At 75.2% G+C, this 18,130-nt stretch carries 22 protein-coding genes; 11 read left to right on the top strand and 11 right to left on the bottom strand.

What is annotated here, in order from left to right:
- Positions 1-34: 34 nt before the first annotated feature.
- Positions 35-1,126, bottom strand: a complete 1,092-nt coding sequence (locus ACWCXC_RS25715; protein WP_450679772.1) for an alpha/beta hydrolase-fold protein — start codon at positions 1,124-1,126, stop codon at positions 35-37.
- A gap of 135 nt (positions 1,127-1,261) precedes the next feature.
- Here ACWCXC_RS25715 and ACWCXC_RS25710 point away from each other — a divergent pair, with 135 nt between their 5' ends.
- Together ACWCXC_RS25710 and ACWCXC_RS25705 are read left to right on the top strand one after the other, a co-directional pair.
- A complete protein-coding gene (locus ACWCXC_RS25710; RefSeq protein ID WP_450679773.1) occupies positions 1,262-1,474 on the top strand; it encodes an MbtH family protein in 213 nt (70 codons plus the stop codon).
- 2 nt (positions 1,475-1,476) lie between these two features.
- Positions 1,477-1,971, top strand: coding sequence for a GNAT family N-acetyltransferase (locus ACWCXC_RS25705; RefSeq protein WP_450890661.1), 495 nt, complete (start codon positions 1,477-1,479; stop codon positions 1,969-1,971).
- 9 nt (positions 1,972-1,980) lie between these two features.
- Here the strand turns inward: ACWCXC_RS25705 and argB are convergent, their stop codons facing one another.
- A complete protein-coding gene (argB, locus tag ACWCXC_RS25700; protein ID WP_450890660.1) occupies positions 1,981-2,835 on the bottom strand; it encodes an acetylglutamate kinase in 855 nt (284 codons plus the stop codon).
- Between the two features lie 211 nt (positions 2,836-3,046).
- Between argB and ACWCXC_RS25695 the strand changes: the two genes are divergently transcribed.
- The 4 genes from ACWCXC_RS25695 (at position 3,047) to ACWCXC_RS25680 (ending at position 8,306) form a co-directional block, all read left to right on the top strand.
- Complete coding sequence (locus tag ACWCXC_RS25695; protein WP_450890659.1) at positions 3,047-3,433, top strand: SAV_915 family protein; 387 nt, start codon at positions 3,047-3,049, stop codon at positions 3,431-3,433.
- Between the two features lie 18 nt (positions 3,434-3,451).
- The gene (gene lysA, locus ACWCXC_RS25690; RefSeq protein ID WP_450890658.1) at positions 3,452-4,798 is read left to right on the top strand and encodes a diaminopimelate decarboxylase; all 1,347 of its coding nucleotides are present in this window, start codon (positions 3,452-3,454) and stop codon (positions 4,796-4,798) included.
- 116 nt (positions 4,799-4,914) lie between these two features.
- Entirely contained in the window at positions 4,915-7,470 is a 2,556-nt protein-coding gene (locus ACWCXC_RS25685; protein ID WP_450890657.1) for an ATP-dependent Clp protease ATP-binding subunit, read from the top strand.
- A gap of 77 nt (positions 7,471-7,547) precedes the next feature.
- A complete protein-coding gene (locus tag ACWCXC_RS25680; RefSeq protein WP_450890656.1) occupies positions 7,548-8,306 on the top strand; it encodes an IclR family transcriptional regulator in 759 nt (252 codons plus the stop codon).
- A gap of 36 nt (positions 8,307-8,342) precedes the next feature.
- Here ACWCXC_RS25680 and ACWCXC_RS25675 read toward each other — a convergent pair whose 3' ends face one another.
- Complete coding sequence (locus ACWCXC_RS25675; RefSeq protein WP_450679780.1) at positions 8,343-8,756, bottom strand: organic hydroperoxide resistance protein; 414 nt, start codon at positions 8,754-8,756, stop codon at positions 8,343-8,345.
- 116 nt (positions 8,757-8,872) lie between these two features.
- Here ACWCXC_RS25675 and ACWCXC_RS25670 point away from each other — a divergent pair, with 116 nt between their 5' ends.
- Positions 8,873-9,388 carry a MarR family winged helix-turn-helix transcriptional regulator gene (locus ACWCXC_RS25670; protein ID WP_450890655.1) on the top strand — a complete coding sequence of 172 codons (516 nt, stop codon included), beginning with the start codon at positions 8,873-8,875 and terminating at the stop codon, positions 9,386-9,388.
- Positions 9,389-9,510: 122 nt separating this feature from the next.
- Complete coding sequence (locus tag ACWCXC_RS25665) at positions 9,511-9,828, top strand: hypothetical protein (protein WP_450890654.1); 318 nt, start codon at positions 9,511-9,513, stop codon at positions 9,826-9,828.
- 46 nt (positions 9,829-9,874) lie between these two features.
- Here ACWCXC_RS25665 and ACWCXC_RS25660 read toward each other — a convergent pair whose 3' ends face one another.
- From ACWCXC_RS25660 to ACWCXC_RS25645, 4 genes are all read right to left on the bottom strand, one after another.
- Positions 9,875-10,507, bottom strand: a complete 633-nt coding sequence (locus ACWCXC_RS25660; protein WP_450890653.1) for a class I SAM-dependent methyltransferase — start codon at positions 10,505-10,507, stop codon at positions 9,875-9,877.
- A 140-nt stretch (positions 10,508-10,647) separates the two neighbouring features.
- Positions 10,648-11,661 (bottom strand): NAD(P)/FAD-dependent oxidoreductase, encoded by a 1,014-nt coding sequence (locus ACWCXC_RS25655; protein WP_450890652.1) that lies wholly within the window; start codon positions 11,659-11,661, stop codon positions 10,648-10,650.
- Positions 11,658-12,185: an isoprenylcysteine carboxyl methyltransferase family protein gene (locus ACWCXC_RS25650; RefSeq protein WP_450890651.1), complete on the bottom strand. Its 528-nt coding sequence runs from the start codon at positions 12,183-12,185 to the stop codon at positions 11,658-11,660. Before ACWCXC_RS25650 ends, ACWCXC_RS25655 begins: the two co-directional genes overlap by 4 nt.
- A 13-nt stretch (positions 12,186-12,198) precedes the next feature.
- The gene (locus ACWCXC_RS25645; RefSeq protein WP_450679786.1) at positions 12,199-13,254 is read right to left on the bottom strand and encodes a type III polyketide synthase; all 1,056 of its coding nucleotides are present in this window, start codon (positions 13,252-13,254) and stop codon (positions 12,199-12,201) included.
- Between the two features lie 118 nt (positions 13,255-13,372).
- On the opposite strand from ACWCXC_RS25645, the gene ACWCXC_RS25640 reads away from it, so the two are divergent.
- Entirely contained in the window at positions 13,373-14,245 is an 873-nt protein-coding gene (locus tag ACWCXC_RS25640) for a UbiA family prenyltransferase (RefSeq protein WP_450890650.1), read from the top strand.
- Between the two features lie 61 nt (positions 14,246-14,306).
- On the opposite strand, the gene ACWCXC_RS25635 is transcribed toward ACWCXC_RS25640, so the two are convergent.
- The 3 genes from ACWCXC_RS25635 to ACWCXC_RS25625 form a co-directional block, all read right to left on the bottom strand.
- The gene (locus tag ACWCXC_RS25635; RefSeq protein ID WP_450890649.1) at positions 14,307-14,825 is read right to left on the bottom strand and encodes an HAD domain-containing protein; all 519 of its coding nucleotides are present in this window, start codon (positions 14,823-14,825) and stop codon (positions 14,307-14,309) included.
- Between the two features lie 4 nt (positions 14,826-14,829).
- Positions 14,830-15,564: an SDR family NAD(P)-dependent oxidoreductase gene (locus tag ACWCXC_RS25630; protein WP_450679789.1), complete on the bottom strand. Its 735-nt coding sequence runs from the start codon at positions 15,562-15,564 to the stop codon at positions 14,830-14,832.
- Between the two features lie 136 nt (positions 15,565-15,700).
- Entirely contained in the window at positions 15,701-15,883 is a 183-nt protein-coding gene (locus ACWCXC_RS25625; RefSeq protein WP_383634237.1) for a DUF6381 family protein, read from the bottom strand.
- Positions 15,884-16,070: 187 nt separating this feature from the next.
- Between ACWCXC_RS25625 and ACWCXC_RS25620 the strand changes: the two genes are divergently transcribed.
- Both ACWCXC_RS25620 and ACWCXC_RS25615 read left to right on the top strand, forming a co-directional pair.
- Entirely contained in the window at positions 16,071-16,763 is a 693-nt protein-coding gene (locus ACWCXC_RS25620) for a ribonuclease H family protein (protein ID WP_450679790.1), read from the top strand.
- A 156-nt stretch (positions 16,764-16,919) separates the two neighbouring features.
- Positions 16,920-17,654, top strand: coding sequence for a CDP-alcohol phosphatidyltransferase family protein (locus tag ACWCXC_RS25615; protein ID WP_450890648.1), 735 nt, complete (start codon positions 16,920-16,922; stop codon positions 17,652-17,654).
- Here ACWCXC_RS25615 and ACWCXC_RS25610 read toward each other — a convergent pair.
- Complete coding sequence (locus ACWCXC_RS25610) at positions 17,623-18,069, bottom strand: adenylyltransferase/cytidyltransferase family protein (RefSeq protein ID WP_450679792.1); 447 nt, start codon at positions 18,067-18,069, stop codon at positions 17,623-17,625. The genes ACWCXC_RS25615 and ACWCXC_RS25610 overlap by 32 nt on opposite strands.
- Between the last annotated feature and the right edge of the window lie 61 nt (positions 18,070-18,130).

Here is an 18,130-nt window from a genome sequence, read left to right as displayed (position 1 = left end):
GCGGCGCCCCGGCCCCGGCCGGTGGGGGCCCGGTTCAGCCGAGCGCCCAGGCGACGTCCCGGAGCAGGGCGTGCCGCCAGCCCGCGCGGTCGTGACCGGACGGCGAGCGCGAGACGCGTACGGTGGCGCCGGCCTCCTCGGTCAGCGCCTCCACCGGGGCGCAGTGCGGCAGCATCCGCTCCTCGTGCTCGCCCACGTCGAAGGCGATCCGCAGCCCGGACAGACCGGGCCGCTCCCGCAGCCGCGCGGCGAGCGCGCCGCCCGCCGGCCCGCCCAGCGGATCGGGCAGGTCCATGACCCCGGGGCCCCACCAGAAGGAGCCCGACTGGCAGGCGACGCGCGAGACGAGACCGGGGAACTCCAGCGCCGCGTACAGCGCCGAGAGCCCGCCGAGGCTCTGTCCGGCCACGACCGTCCGGTCCGTCTCCGCGATCACGCCCGATCCGGCGACCAGCGGCAGCAGTTCGTCGCGGACGGCCTCCCACAGGGCGGGCCGGCAGGTGAACTCGGCGGCCCGGTCCTTCGCGGGCAGGAAGACGAGCGTGACGGGGGGCATCGCCCCGGCCCCGGCCGCCGCGTCGAACGCGGTCATGGCCGGATGGAGATGGAGCCAGTCATCTCCGTCGAGCAGCAGCACCACCGGCCCGCCCCCGGCCACCGGATGGACGCGCACGGTGCGCCGCCCGCCGAGGCGCGCGCTGTTCCAGCGCAGCCGGGTGAGCGGCAGCGGCAGGACGTCGTCGGCGCCCACGAGCGGCCAGTACGGCGAGGGCGGGGTGTCCGGGGTCGCCGTGAGCGAACGGTCCGGGCCCGCCCCTGCCGGGTTGGACGGATCGGCGTACGCGTCGCCGTCCACGAGGAACCAGTAGGTGGACCGGAGCCGCCGGGGCCGCTCCACCTCCGCGTACCAGCAGTCCGTCCCTTCCCGGCGGCGCAGCGGCAGCGGCTCGGGCACGCCCTCGAAGCAGAGGGCGGCGGGCGCCGGGCCGCGCCACAGGAACAGGGCGGTCCAGCCCTCGCCGGACGGGGCGTACGCCGGGGTGCGGGCCGCCGCCCAGAAGGCGTCCGAGCCCGGGACGCCGGACAGGCCGAAGGCGGCGAAGGGGGAGTCCGCTGCGGCGGTCACGGCCGGAGCCGTTCGGTTTCCGGGGGCATCGCTGTCTCCTTGTGGAAGGGAAAGGGGAGGAGCTAAGCTCCTCTCAATTAAGGGGAGCCTAACCTAAGTTTGACCTCCCTGTCCGTTCCGAGGAGGCACGTCCGTATGAGCACCAATCCGTTCGACGACCCCGACGGCCGGTTCCTGGTCCTGGTCAACGACGAGGGCCAGCATTCGCTGTGGCCGTCCTTCGCGCAGGTGCCGGGCGGCTGGACGGTCGCCTTCCCGGAGAACACCCGCGCGGCCTGTGTGGAGTACGTCGAGGCCAACTGGACCGATCTGCGGCCCCGTTCGCTCGTCACGCCCGTGGAGCGCTGACCTTGCGCCTCGCTCCGCCCCTCGCACCCGCCCCGGTCGTGCGGCGGGCCTGGCCGCGCGACGCCGCCCGACTCGCCGCGCTCTCCCGGCCGTTCGTGCGCAGCGGCGCCCTGCGCGAGCGACCGGCGTCCCTGTACGCGGCGCGCGCGGCCGACTTCCTGGTGGTGTGCGGGCCGCGGGGCGGCCTCGACGGCTGTGTCGGACTGCGGGTGTACCCGGCCGGCCCCGACGGCGCCGAGGGCGGCGCGGGCGTCCTGTACAACTTCTGCGTCGCCGCCGGGCGGCAGGGCGGCGGTCTGGGCGGGGCACTGCTGCGCTCCGCCCTGGACCGGGCGCGCTCCCGGTCGCTGACCGCGCTGTTCACCGCCACGACCGGGGACGGCCGGCTCTTCGGCCGCCATGGGTTCGCCTCCGCCGAACCGGACCGGGCACCGCGTGCCTGGGTGTGCGAGCTGGACCCCCGGCGCGGCGCCCGGATTCTCCGACGGGCCCTGTGAGCACGGGTGTTACGCCGTGAGGGCGGGGGAGGGGGCGGCGCTGCCGGCGACCACGGTCGTGCCGTGCCCCTCCTCGTCCGCGACGCCCCGCAGCAGCGCGTGCTCCACCCGGCCGTCGACCACCCTGGCCCGGCCGACCCCGCCGCGCACCGCCCTCAGGCAGCCCTCCATCTTCGGCAGCATCCCGCTCGCCAGCCCCGGCAGCAGCCCGGCCAGCGCGTCCGCCGTGAGCAGCCCGATCACCTCGGTGCTGTGCGGCCAGTCCGCGTACAGCCCCGCGACATCGGTCAGCACGACCAGCCGCTCGGCCCCCAGTGCCACGGCCAGCGCCGAGGCGGCCAGATCGGCGTTGACGTTGTAGACCCGTCCGTCCTCGCCCCGGGCGACGGGGGAGACGACCGGGATGTGGCCCCGGTCCAGCAGCCCTCGCACCATCCCAGGGTTGACGTCCACGACGTCCCCGACCAGCCCGAGGTCCACCGGCCGGCCGTCCGGCCCCGTCGTGCGCCGTACGGCCGTCATGGTGTGCGCGTCCTCGCCCGTCAGCCCCACGGCGAACGGCCCGTGGGCGTTGATCTCCCCGACCAGCTCCCGCTGGATGCGTCCGGACAGCACCATGCGGACCACGTCCATCGTCTCCCGCGTGGTCACCCGCAGCCCCGCCTCGAAGCGCGTCTCCAGGCCGAGGCGGTCGAGCATCGCGCTGATCTGCGGACCACCGCCGTGCACGACGACCGGGCGCAGTCCGCGTCGCCGCAGTTCCACGACGTCCCGGGCGAAGTGCCGTTGCAGACGCGCGTCGACCATCGCGTTGCCGCCGAACTTGACGACGATCACACGGTGGTGCGCACCGGCCGGTTCCATGGCCCACTCCCTCGGGTCGGTTAATTAGCCGAGCCTAACCTAAGTGGGTGGGAAGGGTGGGGTGGATCCGGCCACGTCAAACCCACGTCAGGGAGCGGCCGTTATGGATCAGGGCAACGTCAACGGAACACCCACCGGCCCCACGGCGGATTTAGCGTCACAGGAGAGCGTCCGGCCGACCGGGCCGACGCGACGCCCCACGAGGAGAGCCATGAACGACCACCCGCGCGCCGAGGACCCCGACCCGCTGCGAACCGGCCGGACCGGAGCGCTGTACGTTCCGGTCCGGTGTGGACACCCGGCCGACCGCATCCGCCTGTTCCGCACGCCGCTGGGCGCGCGCACCGCCGTCGCCTTCACCAGCGCACCGCGCCTCACCCGGACCCTGGGCCGGCGGCAGGACTGGACCCGGCTCTCCGAAGCGGCCCTCCGCTCCCTCCTCGCCCCGCTCGACGGCGTCGGCCTCGTCGTCGACCCGCCCCTCGCGGCCCCCGCCCCCGCCGGGACGCCGGCCGCCCGCCCGGCCCGAGGTCCCCACGGCCCCGCTCCCGTCCGGGTCCCCGCCGCCCCGCCCCTCGTGCCCGCCCCGAGCGCCTGACCCGCCGAGGAACCCGCCATGACCCCAGAACCCACGGGGACCGCCACGGCGACCCGTACCCGTCCCCCGGCCGGACTCTCCGTCTGGCCCGCCTCCGCCCGCGTCACCGGCCACGGGGACGTCGCCGTCGCCGGGGTGTCGCTTGCCCGCACCGCCGAACGCTTCGGAACCCCCCTCTACCTCCTCGACGAGGACGAGGTGCGCCGCCGCTGCCGCGCCTACCGCGAGGCCTTCCCCGGCGCCGAGGTGGCCTATGCCGCGAAGGCCTTCCTGTGCCGCGCCCTCGTGCACTGGATACGCGACGAGGGACTCGGCCTCGACGTCTGCTCCGCCGGCGAGCTGGAGCTCGCCGTCACCGCCGGCTTCCCGCCCGACCGCGTCCTTCTGCACGGCAATGCCAAGACCCCCGAGGACCTGGCCACCGCCCTGCGCCTGCGCGTCGGCCGCATCGTCATCGACAGCACCGGGGAGATCGCCCGTCTCGCCGCACTCGTCCCGCACGGCGACCGGCAGAAGGTGCTCCTGCGCGTCGTCCCCGGCGTCGAGGCCGGCGGCCACGCGGCCGTCCGCACCGGAACGGACGGCCAGAAGTTCGGCCTCTCCCTCACCGACGGCAGCGCCCTGCACGCCGTCTCCCGAGTCCTCGGCCAGACCCGGCTCCAACTGGCCGGACTGCACTGCCACATCGGCTCGCAGATTCCCGGCACCGCGCCCTACCTCACCGCACTGCGCCGGGCCGTCGGCGTCCTGGCCCTGATCCGGGACCGGCACGGGACCGTCCTGCCCGAACTCGACATGGGCGGCGGCCACGCCGTCGCCCACCGCCCCGGCGAGCCCGCCCAGGACATCAGGGACCTCAGCACCCGGATGCGTGCCGCGCTGTCGGAGGAGTGCGCCGCCGTCGGACTGCCCGTCCCCCGGCTCACCGTCGAACCGGGCCGCGCCCTGGTCGGCCCCGCAGGCGTCGCTGTCTACCGCGTCCTCGCCGTCAAGCGGAGCGGCCCACGCGTCTTCGTGGCCGTGGACGGCGGGATGAGCGACAACCCCCGCCCGGCGCTGTACGGGGTGCGCTACGCGCCCCGGCTCATAGGCCGCCGCTCCACCGTCGGCCCGTGCGCGGTAACCGTCGTCGGACGGCACTGCGAGGCGGGCGACGTCCTCGCCGCCGACGCAGAACTGCCGGCGGACGTGCGCCCCGGGGACCTGATCGCCGTACCGGTGGCGGGGGCCTACCAGCTGTCCATGGCCTCCACCTACAACGCCGTGGGCCGCCCGCCCGTCGTCGCCGTCCGCGACGGCCGGGCCCGGCTGCTGGTGCGCCGGGAGACCCTGGCCGATCTGAGCAGCCGCGACATCGGACTCTGAGGGCCGCCGCCCGGGGCCGCCGAACGGTCCCGGGCGGCGGTTCCTCTCCGTTTGCGCAGGCGTGGGCCTCGGGTTTCAGTGGGAGGCGACCCCCTGCCGCCCGTCTGGAGCTGACCATGTCGATGGCGTTCGGTTCACCCTTCGGATCGTCCGACCCCTTCAGCGAGATGCTGGACCGGTTCTTCGGCATGTCACCGGCCTCCTCGCCGCCCGCCGTGCAGCGGGTGCCGATCGGACGGCTGCTGACCGAGTCCTCGCACGAACTGCTCGGCCTCGCCACTCGCAAGGCGTCCGAGAACGGCACCACCGACCTCGACACCGAGCACCTGCTGTGGGCGGCCACTCAGGTGGACCCCGCGCGCGGACTCCTCACCCGGGCGGGCGTCGACGCCGACGCGCTCGCGGGCCGCATCGACGAGGTGCTGCCCCGCGAGTCGGCCGAACCCTCCTCGCAGCCGGGCCTCACCCCGGCGGCCAAGCGGACCCTCGCCGCCGCCTACGCGGGATCGCGGGCCGCCGGCGTCTCCTACATCGGCCCCGAGCACATCCTCGCCGCCCTCCTGGAGGACCCCGACTCGGGCGCCTCCCGCTTCCTGGGCGCCCAGGACCTGGACCCCGGGAAGCTGCGCGGCCTCACCGAGCAGGCCGCCCGTGCGGAGGGCGCCCCCGCCGGCGGACAGCAGCCCGCCACCACCCTCGACGAGTTCGGCCGGGACCTCACCGAGGAGGCCCGCGCCGGCCGGCTCGACCCCGTGGTCGGGCGGAGCGAGGAGATCGAGCAGACCGTCGAGATCCTGTCGCGCCGCTCCAAGAACAACCCCGTGCTCATCGGCGAGCCCGGGGTCGGCAAGACCGCCATCGTGGAGGGACTGGCCCAGCGCATCGTGGCCGGCGAGGTCCCCGACAGCCTCAAGGACAAGCGGGTCGTCTCGCTGGACCTGTCCGGCATGGTGGCGGGCGCCCAGTACCGGGGCCAGTTCGAGGAACGGCTGAAGAAGGTCATCGAGGACGTCCAGCAGTCCGGCGGGAACATCATCCTGTTCATCGACGAGCTCCACACCGTCGTCGGCGCCGGCGCCACGGGTGAGGGCGCGATGGACGCGGGCAACATGCTCAAACCCGCGCTCGCCCGCGGCGAACTGCACGTCGTCGGCGCGACGACGATCGACGAGTACCGCAAGCACGTCGAGAAGGACGCCGCCCTCGAACGCCGCTTCCAGCCCGTCCTCATCCCCGAACCGACGGTCGAGGAGACGGTGCAGATCCTTGAAGGACTGCGCGACGCCTACGAGGCGCACCACCAGGTCCGCTTCGCCGACGGCGCCCTCACCGCGGCGGCCGAACTCTCCGACCGCTACGTCAGCGACCGGTTCCTGCCGGACAAGGCGATCGACCTGATGGACCAGGCGGGCGCCCGTGTCCGGCTGCGCAGCTCGGGCCGCTCCACCGAGGTCGTCAGCCGCGAGGACCGCCTCGCCAAACTGCGCAGGGAGAAGGACCAGGCCGTCGCCGCCGAGGAGTTCGAGAAGGCATCCGACCTGAAGCGGCGGATCGCCGAGGTGGAGGGCGAACTCGCCGGGATCGAGGAACGCCGCGAGGGCGTCGTCTCGGTCACCGCCGCCGACATCGCCGACATCGTCTCTCGCCGCACCGGCATCCCCGTCTCGCAGCTCACCGCGGGCGAGAAGGAACGCCTGCTGCGCCTGGAGGAGGAGATGCACGCCCGCATCGTCGGCCAGGACGAGGCCGTCACCGCGGTCTCCGAGGCGGTGCGCCGCAACCGCGCGGGCATGGGCGACCCGAACCGCCCGGTCGGCTCCTTCCTCTTCCTCGGCCCCACGGGCGTCGGCAAGACCGAACTGGCCAAGACGCTCGCCGAGCTGCTCTTCGGCGCCGACGACCGCATGGTCCGCTTCGACATGAGCGAGTTCCAGGAGAAGCACACCGTCGCCCGGCTGGTCGGCGCGCCTCCCGGATACGTCGGTTACGAGGAGGCCGGACAGCTCACCGAGAAGGTCCGCCGCATGCCGTACAGCGTGGTGCTCTTCGACGAGGTGGAGAAGGCGCACCCCGATGTGTTCAACACCCTGCTCCAGATCCTCGACGACGGCCGGCTCACGGACGCGCAGGGCCGTACGGTCGACTTCCGGCACTGCGTCGTCATCATGACGTCGAACATCGGCGCCCACCGCATCCTCGGCCACGAGGGCGACGCGGCGGAGCTGAAGGACGAGCTGATGGGCGACCTGCGCGGGCGCTTCCTGCCGGAGTTCCTCAACCGCATCGACGACATCATCGTCTTCCACAGCCTCACCGAGGACGATCTCTCCCGCATCGTCGAGCATCTGCTGGACGGCAGCAGGCACCGCGTCCGCGCCCAGGGCCTGACCCTCGACGTGACCGAGGCCGCCACGAAGCTCCTCGTCGCCCACGGATACCAGCCGGAGTTCGGCGCCCGGCCGCTGCGCCGGACGATCCAGACGGAGCTGGACAACCGGGTGGCGGCGCTGCTCCTGGGCGGTGAGGCCGATCCGGGCGACACGATCGTCGCCGACGTCCGGAACGACACCCTGCACTGCACGATCCGCAAGGGCGAGGGCGCGCCGGCCGCCCCGTCCGACGAGAACGGGTCGGACGGGGCGGACAGGCCGGACGCGGGGCGGGCCGCCTGAGGCGCGGCGGGCCGGCGCCCGCCGGAGGACGCCCGGGACGCGTTGCCGGTCCCGGGCGTCCGGGTGATGCTGGGGGCATGGCTGACCACCCCGGCCCCGAGCCCGTCGCCGCCGCCCGGCGTGCGCTCCGCCTGCTGGAGGCGGCCGGGGCGTACCACGGCGAGGCGACCGCGCGGCAGCTGGCGCAGGCGTCCGGGCTCTCCCCCTCGGCGGTCGAGGAGCTGCTGCCCGCGCTGGCCGGGGACGGCTATCTGGCACGGCTGGGGGACGGCACCTTCGCACTGGCCGAGGACGCGCCGGGAGCGGGCGGCCGCGGGGGCGGACCGGCCCCGCTGAGCCGCGTCCGCCCCGCCCTGACGGCCCTGCGCAACGATCTCGGCGCCGCCGTCTACCTCACGCTGTACGAGGAGGGCGAGATCCGGGTCCTGGAGATCGTCGACAGCGCCCGCACCCCCAGGGTCGACCTCTGGGTGGGCTTCGAGGACGCCGGGCACGCCACGGCCCTCGGCAAGAGCGTGCTGCGCGAACTGGACGAGGAGGCGCGCGCCGAGTACCTGTCCAGGCACACGCTGACGGGACTGACGCCCCGGACCCTCACGCACCGCGACGCGCTCCTCCGGGAACTCGACGCCCCGTCCGCCTCGCCGCTGGTCATGGACCGGGAGGAGTACGCGCGGGGGACGACCTGCATCGCGGTGCCGGTGTACCGGGGCGAGCAGGTGGGCTCGCTCGGGATCTCCTTCAGGTCGGACCGGATGTACCGCTCCTCCCTGGTCAGGGCCGGGCTGACGTCCTGCGCGATCCGGGTCTCCCGGGGGCTGTCCCTGCCGGGCTGACCGGGCGGACGTCCCGGCGCCGCCCCCGGAGGGCGGCTACTCGACGACCAGCTCGACCGGGATGTTGCCCCGCGTGGCGTTCGAGTACGGGCAGACCTGGTGGGCCTGCTCGACCAGCGCGCGGCCGGTCTCCGCGTCGAGCGCGTCGGGCAGCTCCACGCGCAGGGTGACCGCAAGGGCGAAGCCCTCGCCCTCCTTGCCGATCCCGACCTCGCCGGTCACCGCGGCGTCGGTGACGTCCACGCCGGCCCGGCGGCCCACGACGCCCAGCGCGCTCGCGAAGCAGGCGGCGTATCCGGCGGCGAAGAGCTGCTCCGGATTGGTGCCCCGGCCGCTGCCGCCCATCTCGGCCGGAACGGCCAGCTGGAGGTCCAGACGGCCGTCGGAGCTGACGGCGCGGCCGTCGCGGCCGTGGGTGGCGGTGGCGACGGCGGTATAGAGCGCGTCCATGGGAAACCGTTCCTCTCGGTCCTGGTGCGGGCGGGGTTCCGCCCGCACCACCGAAGTGAATCACACAATTGAATTGTGCACAATCAAATGGGGTGTGCGGAGCTATGCTGGGAGCCATGACCGCAACGCCCAGCCCCGCCCGCCCGGACCAGGGCGGGGCCACCGCCGGGACCGAGGCCGACCACCTCCGTCTGGACCGGCAGATCTGCTTCTCGCTGAACGCCGCCTCACGCGCCTTCGGCGGTGTCTACCGGGTGCTCCTGAAGGACCTGGGACTCACCTATCCCCAGTACCTCGTGATGCTGGTCCTCTGGGAGCACGGCGCACTCCCGGTCAAGACCCTGGGGGAGCACCTGCGCCTGGATTCCGGAACGCTCTCGCCGCTCCTCAAGCGGCTGGAGGCGGCCGGACTGGTCCGCCGCGAGCGCAGCGCGGCGGACGAGCGCTCGGTGCACGCGCACCTCACGGAGGAGGGCGCGGCCCTGCGCGAGCGGGCCCTGTCCGTCCCCCGCCGCATCGCCGCCGCCACCGGATTCGGCCTCGACGAGATCAACGACCTGCGCGCCCGCCTCGACCGGCTCACGGCCGCCCTGGACGCGGCGCGGCTGGACGGGGACGCGCCCCACCCCTGACGGAACCGCCGCGCGGCACGGGGCGTCGGAAGGGGTGTTCCGCGCTTTCCGGCGGTGGACCGGCGGGCCGGGGGGCGTGCGGCGACCCGTCGCCGCCCCGAAGGGGGGGGGCGGGTGGCGGCATGGCTGACGGCAGATTCGACGACGTGCGGCACCTGGCCTGCGCGATCGGGGCCGCGGCGCTCCTCCTCGGGGCGCTGTTCTTCCTCCTTCCCCAGCGCGGCCTGCGGTGCGGGGACGAGGGCGTGATGGTCGACGGCCAGTGCCTCACCCGGCCCTCGGAGCCGGGCAACCGCCGCTCGGCCCCCCGGCCCGTGACGGACGAGGATCTCGACGCTTACCGGGACGGTCAGCGCGAGGCGGGAGCGGTGTTCCTGATCGCCGGCCCGGCGCTCGTCGCCGGCGTCTACCTCGTCACCTTCCGCCGCCGCCCCCGGTGAACCCTGGTGCGGGAGCGGCCCGCACCCGTGCCCCGCCCCCCGGTGCTCAGTCCCGGCGCGCCAGCAGGAACAGCTGGGGCTCCGGGACCGCCTCCGGGAGCGCCGGGACGAACATGATGCTGTCCTGGTCCAGGACCGTGAACCCGGCCTTCTCGACCGCCGCGAGGAACGCGTCCTCGCCGAAGCTGGTCACGTTGACCGCCTGGCCCATGAACGTGCCGTCCACCCCCTCCACGTCCAACGGCACGGTCGCCACCACCAGATGGCCGCCGGGGCGCAGCACCCGCGCCGCCGTCCGCAGGATGCCGGCCTGCTCGTCGCGCGACAGCTGGAGCAGCGCGAAGTACACGCACACCGCGTCGAACGAAGCGTCCTCCAGCGGGACGTCGCGGATGTCGGCGCACCGGAACTCCGCCGCCGGAACCTGGCGTGAGGCCAGCTCCACCATCACCGGCGAAACGTCCACTCCCAGCACATGGTGACCGGCGTCGGTCAGCGTCTGCGCCGTCGGCCGCCCCGTGCCGCTGCCGATGTCGAGCACCCGGCTGCCCGGGGCGAGATGCGCGAGCAGCCGCTCCAGCGAGGCGCGGTGGCCCGCCGATGCGCCGAACGCCCGCTCGTAGTCGGCGCCGAGCGCGTCGAACACCGATGCTGCGGTGGGGTGCTGACCTGATTCCATCGAGGAATCCCTTCTCCCGTGACGGTCCCGCCACGGTACGCGGACCACGGCCGGCGCGGAGCCCCTCCGACGGAGCCCCGGCCCCGGTCGTGCCCCGAAACCACCCGTGCGCAGTCACCGGCCCCGCGGCGCGGGGCCCGCTACTGGAGCGCCCGGACCGCCGTACGGAACACGGCGGGGGCCCGGTGGGCGGCGGGCACCAGGAGCCGGGCCGTGCCCGGACGCCGGGCCACCGCCAACAGCGCTGCCGTCAGTACGCGGTGACGCCGGGTCAGCCGGGCCCAGACCGCCGGGTAGTCCTGCGGCCGCCCGGCGGCCACCGCGTCCACCGCCGCCCGCGCCGTCGCCACCGCGAGCGCCACGCCCTCGCCGGTCAGCGCGTCGACATAGCCCGCGGCGTCACCGGCCAGCAGCACCCGCCCCGCCCACGGCGTGCGCGCGCGCCGGCGCAGGGGGCCCGCCCCGCGCACCGGGCCGTCCTCCCGGCCGGCCAGCACGGCGGCCAGCTCCGGGAAGTCCGCCAGCTGGCTCGCGTGCGCGCGGCGCTCCTGGCTCAGCACGGCCACGCCCACCAGATCCCCGCCCAGCGGGGTGACGTACGCCTCCCCGCGCGCCGACCAGTGGACCTCCACGAACGGGGTCCACGGCGGCACACGGAAGTGCCGGCGCTGCCCGTAGCGCCGCACCGGGGACACCGGGCCGTCCAGACCGAGCCCCCGGCGCACGGGGGAGTGCAGCCCGTCGGCGGCGATCAGCCAGCGCGCCGTCAGCCCGCAGGCCGTGACCCGGTCCCGGTCCTGCCGGACCCCGGTGACCTTCCCCGGCACCATCCGCACCCCGAGCGCCACCGCCCGCTCGTACAACGCCGTGTGCAGGACGGTGCGCCGGACGCCGAGCCCGGCCGCGCCGGTGAAGTCGGCCTCCGCGCTCCGGGCCCCGCGCACATAGCGGATGCCGCGCAGCGGATGACCGGCCGGCTCCACCCCGAGGGCGCGCAGGGCGGCGACCCCGCTGGGCATGATGCCCTCGCCGCACGCCTTGTCCACGGGCACCGGACGGGGCTCCACCACCACCGCCTCCAGGCCGAGCCCGGCCGCCCGGACGGCGGCCGCCAGCCCGGCGGGCCCGCCGCCCGCCACGAGCACGTCGATCACGCGGCGGCACCCCCGCCGGACGCGGCGGCCAGCGCGGCCTCCTCGCACCGCACCCGCACCGCCATCAGCGCCGCGTTCAGCACGGTGAACACCACCGCCGTCACCCACGCCCCGTGCACCAGCGGAAGCGCCAGCCCCTCGGCGGCGACCGCCACGTAGTTGGGATGGCGCAGCAGCCGGTACGGCCCGCCCGTCACCAGGGGCAGCCCCGGCACCACGACGACACGCGTGTTCCACCGGTGCCCCAGCGTCCTGATGCACCACCAGCGCAGCGCCTGCGCCGCCACGACCACCGCCGTCATCGTCCAGCCCACCACCGGCACGAACGGGCGGCCGGCCAGGCCCGTCTCCACCAGGCAGCCCGCCAGCAGCCCCGTGTGCAGGGCGACCATCGCCGGATAGTGGCCGCGCCCCGACTCCCTCCCGCCCCGGGCCCGCGCCCATCGCGTGTTGCGCAGCGCCACCGCGAGTTCCGCGAGCCGTTCGGCCGCCACGGCCAGCACCAGCGCGGCGTACCAGATCATCCGTCCCTCCGACCTACCAGCGCAGCAGCACCAGTTCGCAGCAGAAGCCGGGCCCCATCGCCATCAGCAGACCCGGAGAACCCGGTTCGGGACGCCGCCGCCCCAGCGTGTCCCGCAGGACGTGCAGCACGGAGGAGGACGACAGATTGCCCACCTCGGCCAGCGAGCGCCAGGTGACGTCGAGCGCCCCCTCGGGCAGGTCCAGCACCTCGGAGACGGCCTCCAGCACCTTGGGTCCGCCGGGATGGCAGACCCAGTGGGCGACGTCCTTCGGCTTCAGGCCGTGCTCGGCGAGGAAATCCCTTACGTCGTCGGCCAGATAGCGGCGCACCACGTCCGGGACCCCCGGATCGAGCACCACCCCGAACCCGGAGTCACGGACGTCCCAGCCCATCACGTGCTCGGTGTCCGGATACATCCGGCTCCGCGTGGCCACGACCTCGGGGCCCCGCTCCACCGCCCGGTCCGCGCCCACCGCCACGACGGCCGCCGCGCCGTCCCCGAACAGCGCGGTCGCCACCAGGTTCGCGGGCGAGCGGTCGCCCCGCTGGAAGGTCAGCGAGCACAGCTCCACCGAGAGCAGCACCGCGACCTCGTCCGGATGGCCGAGCAGATAGTCGTGCAGCCGCGCCACGCCCGCCGCCCCGGCCACACAGCCCAGCCCGAAGACCGGCAGCCGCTTCACGTCCGGGCGCAGCCCCAGCCGCCCCACGAGCCGGGCGTCCACGGAGGGCGCGGCCACCCCGGTGACCGAGGTGAAGATCAGCAGGTCCACGTCCCTCGGCCGGAGCCCCGCCGCGCCCAGCGCCCCGCGCACCGCGTCACCGCCCAGACCCACGGCCGACCGGACGAACACGTCGTTGGCGTCCCCGAACCCGCGCAGCCCGGCGTACCGCTCCAGGGGCAGCACCATGTGCCGGGTCCGCACCCGGGCGTTCGTGTGCAGGCGGTCCAGGACCCGCCGGTCGGCGCCCGGCGGCAGACAGGTGCGCGCCACCATGTCGGTGACCTCGCGCTGGGCGTGGCGGTACGGGGCCAGAGTGCCGTGCACGGCGGCGATCCGGGTCATCCGGGGTCCTTGGGGGAAGACGTCATGGCCCCATGCCTGCCCCGCCCGCCGGGCGCGCCACCGGAAACAACCCGTGCGGCTGTCACGCCGGCCGGTGCGCGGTGCCTACGCTCGGCCGATGGGCACCCCGCGACCCCCGCACGCCTGGACCACGACGGCCGCCGCGCCGCCGCGCCGGTCCGTGGCGCTCCTGCGCTCCTGCCACCCCGGTCCGGTCGCGGCCGTGACGTTCACCGCGGGCGCCCTCGGCGCGGGCGTCGGCCTGGACGCGGCCCGCACCGCGCTGCTCGTCGCCGCCGTGCTCTGCGGGCAGCTCTCGGTCGGCTGGTGCAACGACGCCGTCGACGCCCGCCGCGACGCGGCGGCGGGGCGGACGGACAAACCGGTGTCCGACGGCCGGGTCGGCCGCGCCACCGTCTGGGCGGCGGCCGGCTGCGCAGCCCTGCTCTGCGTCCCGCTCTCCTGGGCCTGCGGCCCGCTCGCCGGAACGCTGCACCTGGGCGCGGTCGCGGCGGCCTGGGCGTACAACCTGCGGCTCAAGGCCACCGCCCTGTCCTGGCTCCCCTACGCCCTCGGCTTCGGCGTCCTGCCGGCCGTGGCCGCCCTGACCCTGCCGGCCCGTCCGGCCCCGGCCTGGTGGGCCGTCACCGCGGGCGCCCTCCTCGGCATCGCCGCCCATCTGGGTGACGTGCTGCCCGACATCCACGCCGACCTGCGGGCAGGTGTACGGGGTCTGCCGCACCGTCTCGGGGCCCGTACCACCGCCCTTCTCCTGCCCCTTCCCCTCCTCGCGGCCTCGGTGGTCCTCGCCCTCGGCCCGCCCGGCCCGCCGGGCCCCTGGGGCACCCTCACCCTGGTCCTCGCACCCCCGGCCGCGCTCGCGGGTCTGCTCCTGGCCCCCGTCCACCGCAAGGCCCCCCTGGCCGCGGCCGCCCTCCTCGCCGCGGCCGACGTCACCCTCCTCCTGGCAAGCGGGACAGCCCCGCTCTGACGCACCGGGCCCGGTCACCGCGCAGGCTCCGCCACCGGGACGGTCCGCGCGGTGCGCGTGCTCACACCGTCCGGAGCCAGTCGTCGATCAGCCGCAGATCACCGGCGGTCAGGCCCACGGCCGGTGCGACACGGTGGAGCAGCGCGCGCCCGGCGTGCCGCTCGGCCACCCACCGCCGGTCCGCCCCGGTGATCTCGTCGTCCACCCAGACGAACGGCCGGCCCGCCGCCAGGGCGACCAGCGCCCGCGTCTTCCAGTGGAGTCCGGCCCGCGCGTCCGCCTCGTCCGTCTCCGACGGCGCGGGCCAGTGGACGACGGGGAGGGCCGGAAGCCCGAGACGCGGGGCGACCAGCGCGTTGGCGTCGTCCTCCCAGGTCGTCGCCCAGACGGCCTCGCAGGGCAGCGCCGCCAACCGGGGGCCCAGCGCCGGATCGATCCGCGCGAGCAGCGGGTGGTCCCTGCCGCCCGGCGGCCACGGACCTCCGAGGTGCTCCCGGTGGCCGCCCTCGCGCGGTCCGAACGGGATCAGCGGCCCGTCGACGTCGAGGAAGAGCAGCGGCGGCTCCCCGGGGCCCGTCACGGCCTCACCGTCCGCCCGCCACCCGCAGCACCGTGCCCGTGGTGTACGAGGCGTCGGCGGAGAGGAGCCAGGCGACCGCGTTCGCGATCTCCTCGGGGGTGCCGGGGCGGCCGAGGGGGATGCCTGCGGCGGCCTTGTCGGGGCGGGCCGGATCGGCGTGGAACCCGGTGCGGATGATGCCGGGGGCCACGGCGTTGACGCGGATGCCGGCCGGGGCGGCCTCCTTGGACAGGCCGACGGTGAGGGTGTCGACGGCCGCCTTCGCGGCGGCGTAGTGGACGTACTCGCCCGGGCTGCCGAGGGTCGCGGCGGCGGAGGAGAGATTGACGATCGCGCCGCCCCCCGTCGCGGTCAGATCGCGCACCGCGCGGCGGGCGCAGAGCAGATAGCCGAGGACGTTGACGTCCAGGGCGCGCCGCAGCCCCTCGGTGTCGGCCTCGGCGAGCGGACCCACCGGACCGCTGATCCCGGCGTTGTTGACCAGGCCGGTCACGGGGCCGATCTCCGCGGCGGCGGTGTCGAAGAGCAGGTCCACCGCCGCCTCGTCGGCCGTGTCGGCCCGCACGGCCACACAGCGCCGGCCGGCCGTGCGAACCCGGGCGGCGACCGACTCGGCCGCGTCGGCGTCCGAGCGGTAGCCCAGGGCGATGTCGTGACCGTCGGCGGCCAGACGGACGCAGACCGCCGCCCCGATGCCCCGGCTCCCGCCCGTGACGACGGTGACCTGCTGACGGCTCATGAGGACCCCCGGGTTCCCGCACGGGGGCGCCTTGCCCCCGGCCGGGCCATCGTAGGCGGCGGGCGGCCCGGACAGCGGAGGGGGCCACGCCCGTGGAGGAGGGCGGCGGCCCCGGGACGTGCGGGGGAGCGGCCCCCTACCGGGGGACCCCGCCCACCGGGAGGTCCGTCCCCCGCTCGCTGCGCTCCAGGAGGTTCCGGGACCGCTCCCGGAGCCGGCGCCGCTGCTCCGGGTCGCGGGTGCGCTCGGCGGCCTCGGCCATGTGCCGGGCCGTCTCACGCAGCTGCGCGGCGGAGACGGTCGCTTCTGCAACGCTCATCGTTCACTCCTCGCACGGTGGGCACGAAACGGGTCCCCCCAGGGAAGCAGCGCCGCGGGAGAGCCGCACGGCGAAACGCTACGGAGGGTGAGACCGGCAGGCCGGACGGACCGCGAGGGCCGCTGGAGACCGGCGCCGCCGCGCACCCGGATCCGGGCCCCGGCCCGGCGCTGGCATGATCGGGGGCATGAACGAGCGCATGATCGCCGCGTGTGACGGGGCGTCGAAGGGAAATCCGGGACCGGCCGCCTGGGCCTACGTGGTGGCCGGCGCCGACGGCACGCCGCTGCGGTGGGAGGCGGGACCGCTCGGGACCGCGACCAACAACATCGCCGAGCTGACCGCCCTGCGGGAACTGCTGGAGTCCGTCGACCCCGCCGTGGCGCTCGAAGTCCGCATGGACTCCCAGTACGCGATGAACGCCGTGACCAAGTGGCTCCCCGGCTGGAAGCGCAACGGCTGGAAGACGTCGGCCGGCAAGCCCGTCGCCAACCGGGAGCTGGTCGTCGCCATCGACACCCTGCTCACCGGCCGCACCGTCGACTTCGTCTACGTCCCCGCCCACCAGGTCGGCGGCGACCCGCTGAACGCCATCGCCGACCAGGCTGCCAGCGAGGCCGCCGTCGCCCAGGCCCCGGCCGGCACCTCGCGCGACGGAGCCGAGCCGCCCGCGCCCGCCCCGGGCCGCGCCACCGGGACACCCAGGACCCGCACCGCGCCGAAGAAGCGCTCCGGCGGCTCCGCCCGCACCTCGACGGCCACCATCCGCGCCCGGTACGCGGGTCGCTGCCACTGCGGAAAGCCCTATGCGGCCCAGGAGATGATCGCCAAGAACGACCACGGCTGGGGCCACCCGGAGTGCCGCACCGCCACCGCCTGACCCTTCGGGGCCCCGCCCGGCGGGGACGTCCACCGGACACCTGCCGCCGATCCCGCCCGCACGGCCGGGTCCGCGTGCCATGATGCGGCTCCGGTGGGCAACGGCCAGGGGCCGTGCCGCCGGAGCTGTGCGGGACCGCGACACGCTGGGGGGCGTATGGAAGGCACGGGAACGGTGCTGCGTGAGCTGCGCGGGGCGCAGAAGACCGCCAAGGGGGTGTCGCTGTACTCGCGGTACGTCAACCGGCCCGCCGGGCGGATCTTCGCCGCCGCGGCCTACCGGCTGCGGATGACGCCCAATCAGGTCACCCTGGTCAGCGCGGTGTTCACCTTCTCCGGACTCGCGGTGGTGGCCCTGGCGCGGCCCGGGTGGGGGACCGCGGTCCTCGTCTACGTGGCCCTCGCCGTCGGATTCGCGTTGGACTCGGCCGACGGGCAGCTCGCCCGGCTCACCGGACGCGGCGGCCCCGACGGCGAATGGCTGGACCACGTCGTCGACTGCGCCAAGATGATCCTGGTCCACACCGTCGTGCTGATCGCGTTCCACCGCTTCTTCGCGCTGCCGGGCGACGGCTGGCTGCTCCTGCCGCTCGGCTTCCTCTTCGTCGCCGTGCTCACCTTCTGCGCCGGACTCCTGCGCGAACAGCTCGGCAAGGCCGCCGCCCGTACCGCCCCGCCCTCGGCCGCCGCCCCGGCGGCCCCGGTCTCCCGGCTGCGCGCCGTGGCGCTGCTGCCCGCCGACTACGGCGTGTTCTGCCTGATCTTCCTGCTGCTCGGCGACGAGACGGCGTTCCGCACCGGATACGCCGTACTCGCCGCCGTGCACGCGCTGTTCCTCGTGGCGTTCCTCGCCAAGTGGTTCAGGGAGCTGAGAGCGCTCCGCCCGGACTGACCAGCGTGTCCAGCACCCGGCGCAGCTGGGTGCTGGACGTGTGCACGGTGTACGGGAAGTAGACGACCTCGACGCCGACCTCCGCGAAGTCCCGCTCGAGCCGCAGCCCCTTCTCCGTGCCCCGCCAGTCGTCCCCCTTGAAGATCACGTCGAACCTGACCTGCTGCCAGGTCTCGACCTTGTCCGGGACCGTCTCGACGAACGCCGCGTCCACGTACCGCACGCTGCGCACGATCTCCAGCCGCTCCGGCAGCGGAATCACCGGGCGGTGGCCCTTGGCGAGTTCCGCCATCTCGTCCGAGACGACCCCCGCGACCAGGTAGTCGCACTGGCTGCGGGCATGTCTGAGGATGTTGAGGTGACCCACGTGGAACAGGTCGTAGACCCCCGGCGCGTAGCCGACCCTGTGCACCATCCGTTCTCTCCCCCCACGGTGTGAACGTGATGACCTAGGCCCACCGGTCGGTTTCCGGACA

The organism is Streptomyces sp. NPDC001515, from assembly GCF_053597115.1.
This window is presented reverse-complemented; position numbering and strand designations above follow the sequence as displayed.

Coding starts and splice junctions, on each gene's coding strand:
- ACWCXC_RS25710 (WP_450679773.1), top strand. CDS start 1,262: ATGAGCACCAATCCGTTCGACGACCCCGACGGCCGGTTCCTGGTCCTG.
- argB (WP_450890660.1), bottom strand. CDS start 2,835: ATGGAACCGGCCGGTGCGCACCACCGTGTGATCGTCGTCAAGTTCGGC.
- ACWCXC_RS25695 (WP_450890659.1), top strand. CDS start 3,047: ATGAACGACCACCCGCGCGCCGAGGACCCCGACCCGCTGCGAACCGGC.
- lysA (WP_450890658.1), top strand. CDS start 3,452: ATGACCCCAGAACCCACGGGGACCGCCACGGCGACCCGTACCCGTCCC.
- ACWCXC_RS25685 (WP_450890657.1), top strand. CDS start 4,915: ATGTCGATGGCGTTCGGTTCACCCTTCGGATCGTCCGACCCCTTCAGC.
- ACWCXC_RS25680 (WP_450890656.1), top strand. CDS start 7,548: ATGGCTGACCACCCCGGCCCCGAGCCCGTCGCCGCCGCCCGGCGTGCG.
- ACWCXC_RS25675 (WP_450679780.1), bottom strand. CDS start 8,756: ATGGACGCGCTCTATACCGCCGTCGCCACCGCCACCCACGGCCGCGAC.
- ACWCXC_RS25670 (WP_450890655.1), top strand. CDS start 8,873: ATGACCGCAACGCCCAGCCCCGCCCGCCCGGACCAGGGCGGGGCCACC.
- ACWCXC_RS25665 (WP_450890654.1), top strand. CDS start 9,511: ATGGCTGACGGCAGATTCGACGACGTGCGGCACCTGGCCTGCGCGATC.
- ACWCXC_RS25660 (WP_450890653.1), bottom strand. CDS start 10,507: ATGGAATCAGGTCAGCACCCCACCGCAGCATCGGTGTTCGACGCGCTC.
- ACWCXC_RS25650 (WP_450890651.1), bottom strand. CDS start 12,185: ATGATCTGGTACGCCGCGCTGGTGCTGGCCGTGGCGGCCGAACGGCTC.
- ACWCXC_RS25645 (WP_450679786.1), bottom strand. CDS start 13,254: ATGACCCGGATCGCCGCCGTGCACGGCACTCTGGCCCCGTACCGCCAC.
- ACWCXC_RS25640 (WP_450890650.1), top strand. CDS start 13,373: ATGGGCACCCCGCGACCCCCGCACGCCTGGACCACGACGGCCGCCGCG.
- ACWCXC_RS25630 (WP_450679789.1), bottom strand. CDS start 15,564: ATGAGCCGTCAGCAGGTCACCGTCGTCACGGGCGGGAGCCGGGGCATC.
- ACWCXC_RS25625 (WP_383634237.1), bottom strand. CDS start 15,883: ATGAGCGTTGCAGAAGCGACCGTCTCCGCCGCGCAGCTGCGTGAGACG.
- ACWCXC_RS25620 (WP_450679790.1), top strand. CDS start 16,071: ATGAACGAGCGCATGATCGCCGCGTGTGACGGGGCGTCGAAGGGAAAT.
- ACWCXC_RS25615 (WP_450890648.1), top strand. CDS start 16,920: ATGGAAGGCACGGGAACGGTGCTGCGTGAGCTGCGCGGGGCGCAGAAG.
- ACWCXC_RS25610 (WP_450679792.1), bottom strand. CDS start 18,069: ATGGTGCACAGGGTCGGCTACGCGCCGGGGGTCTACGACCTGTTCCAC.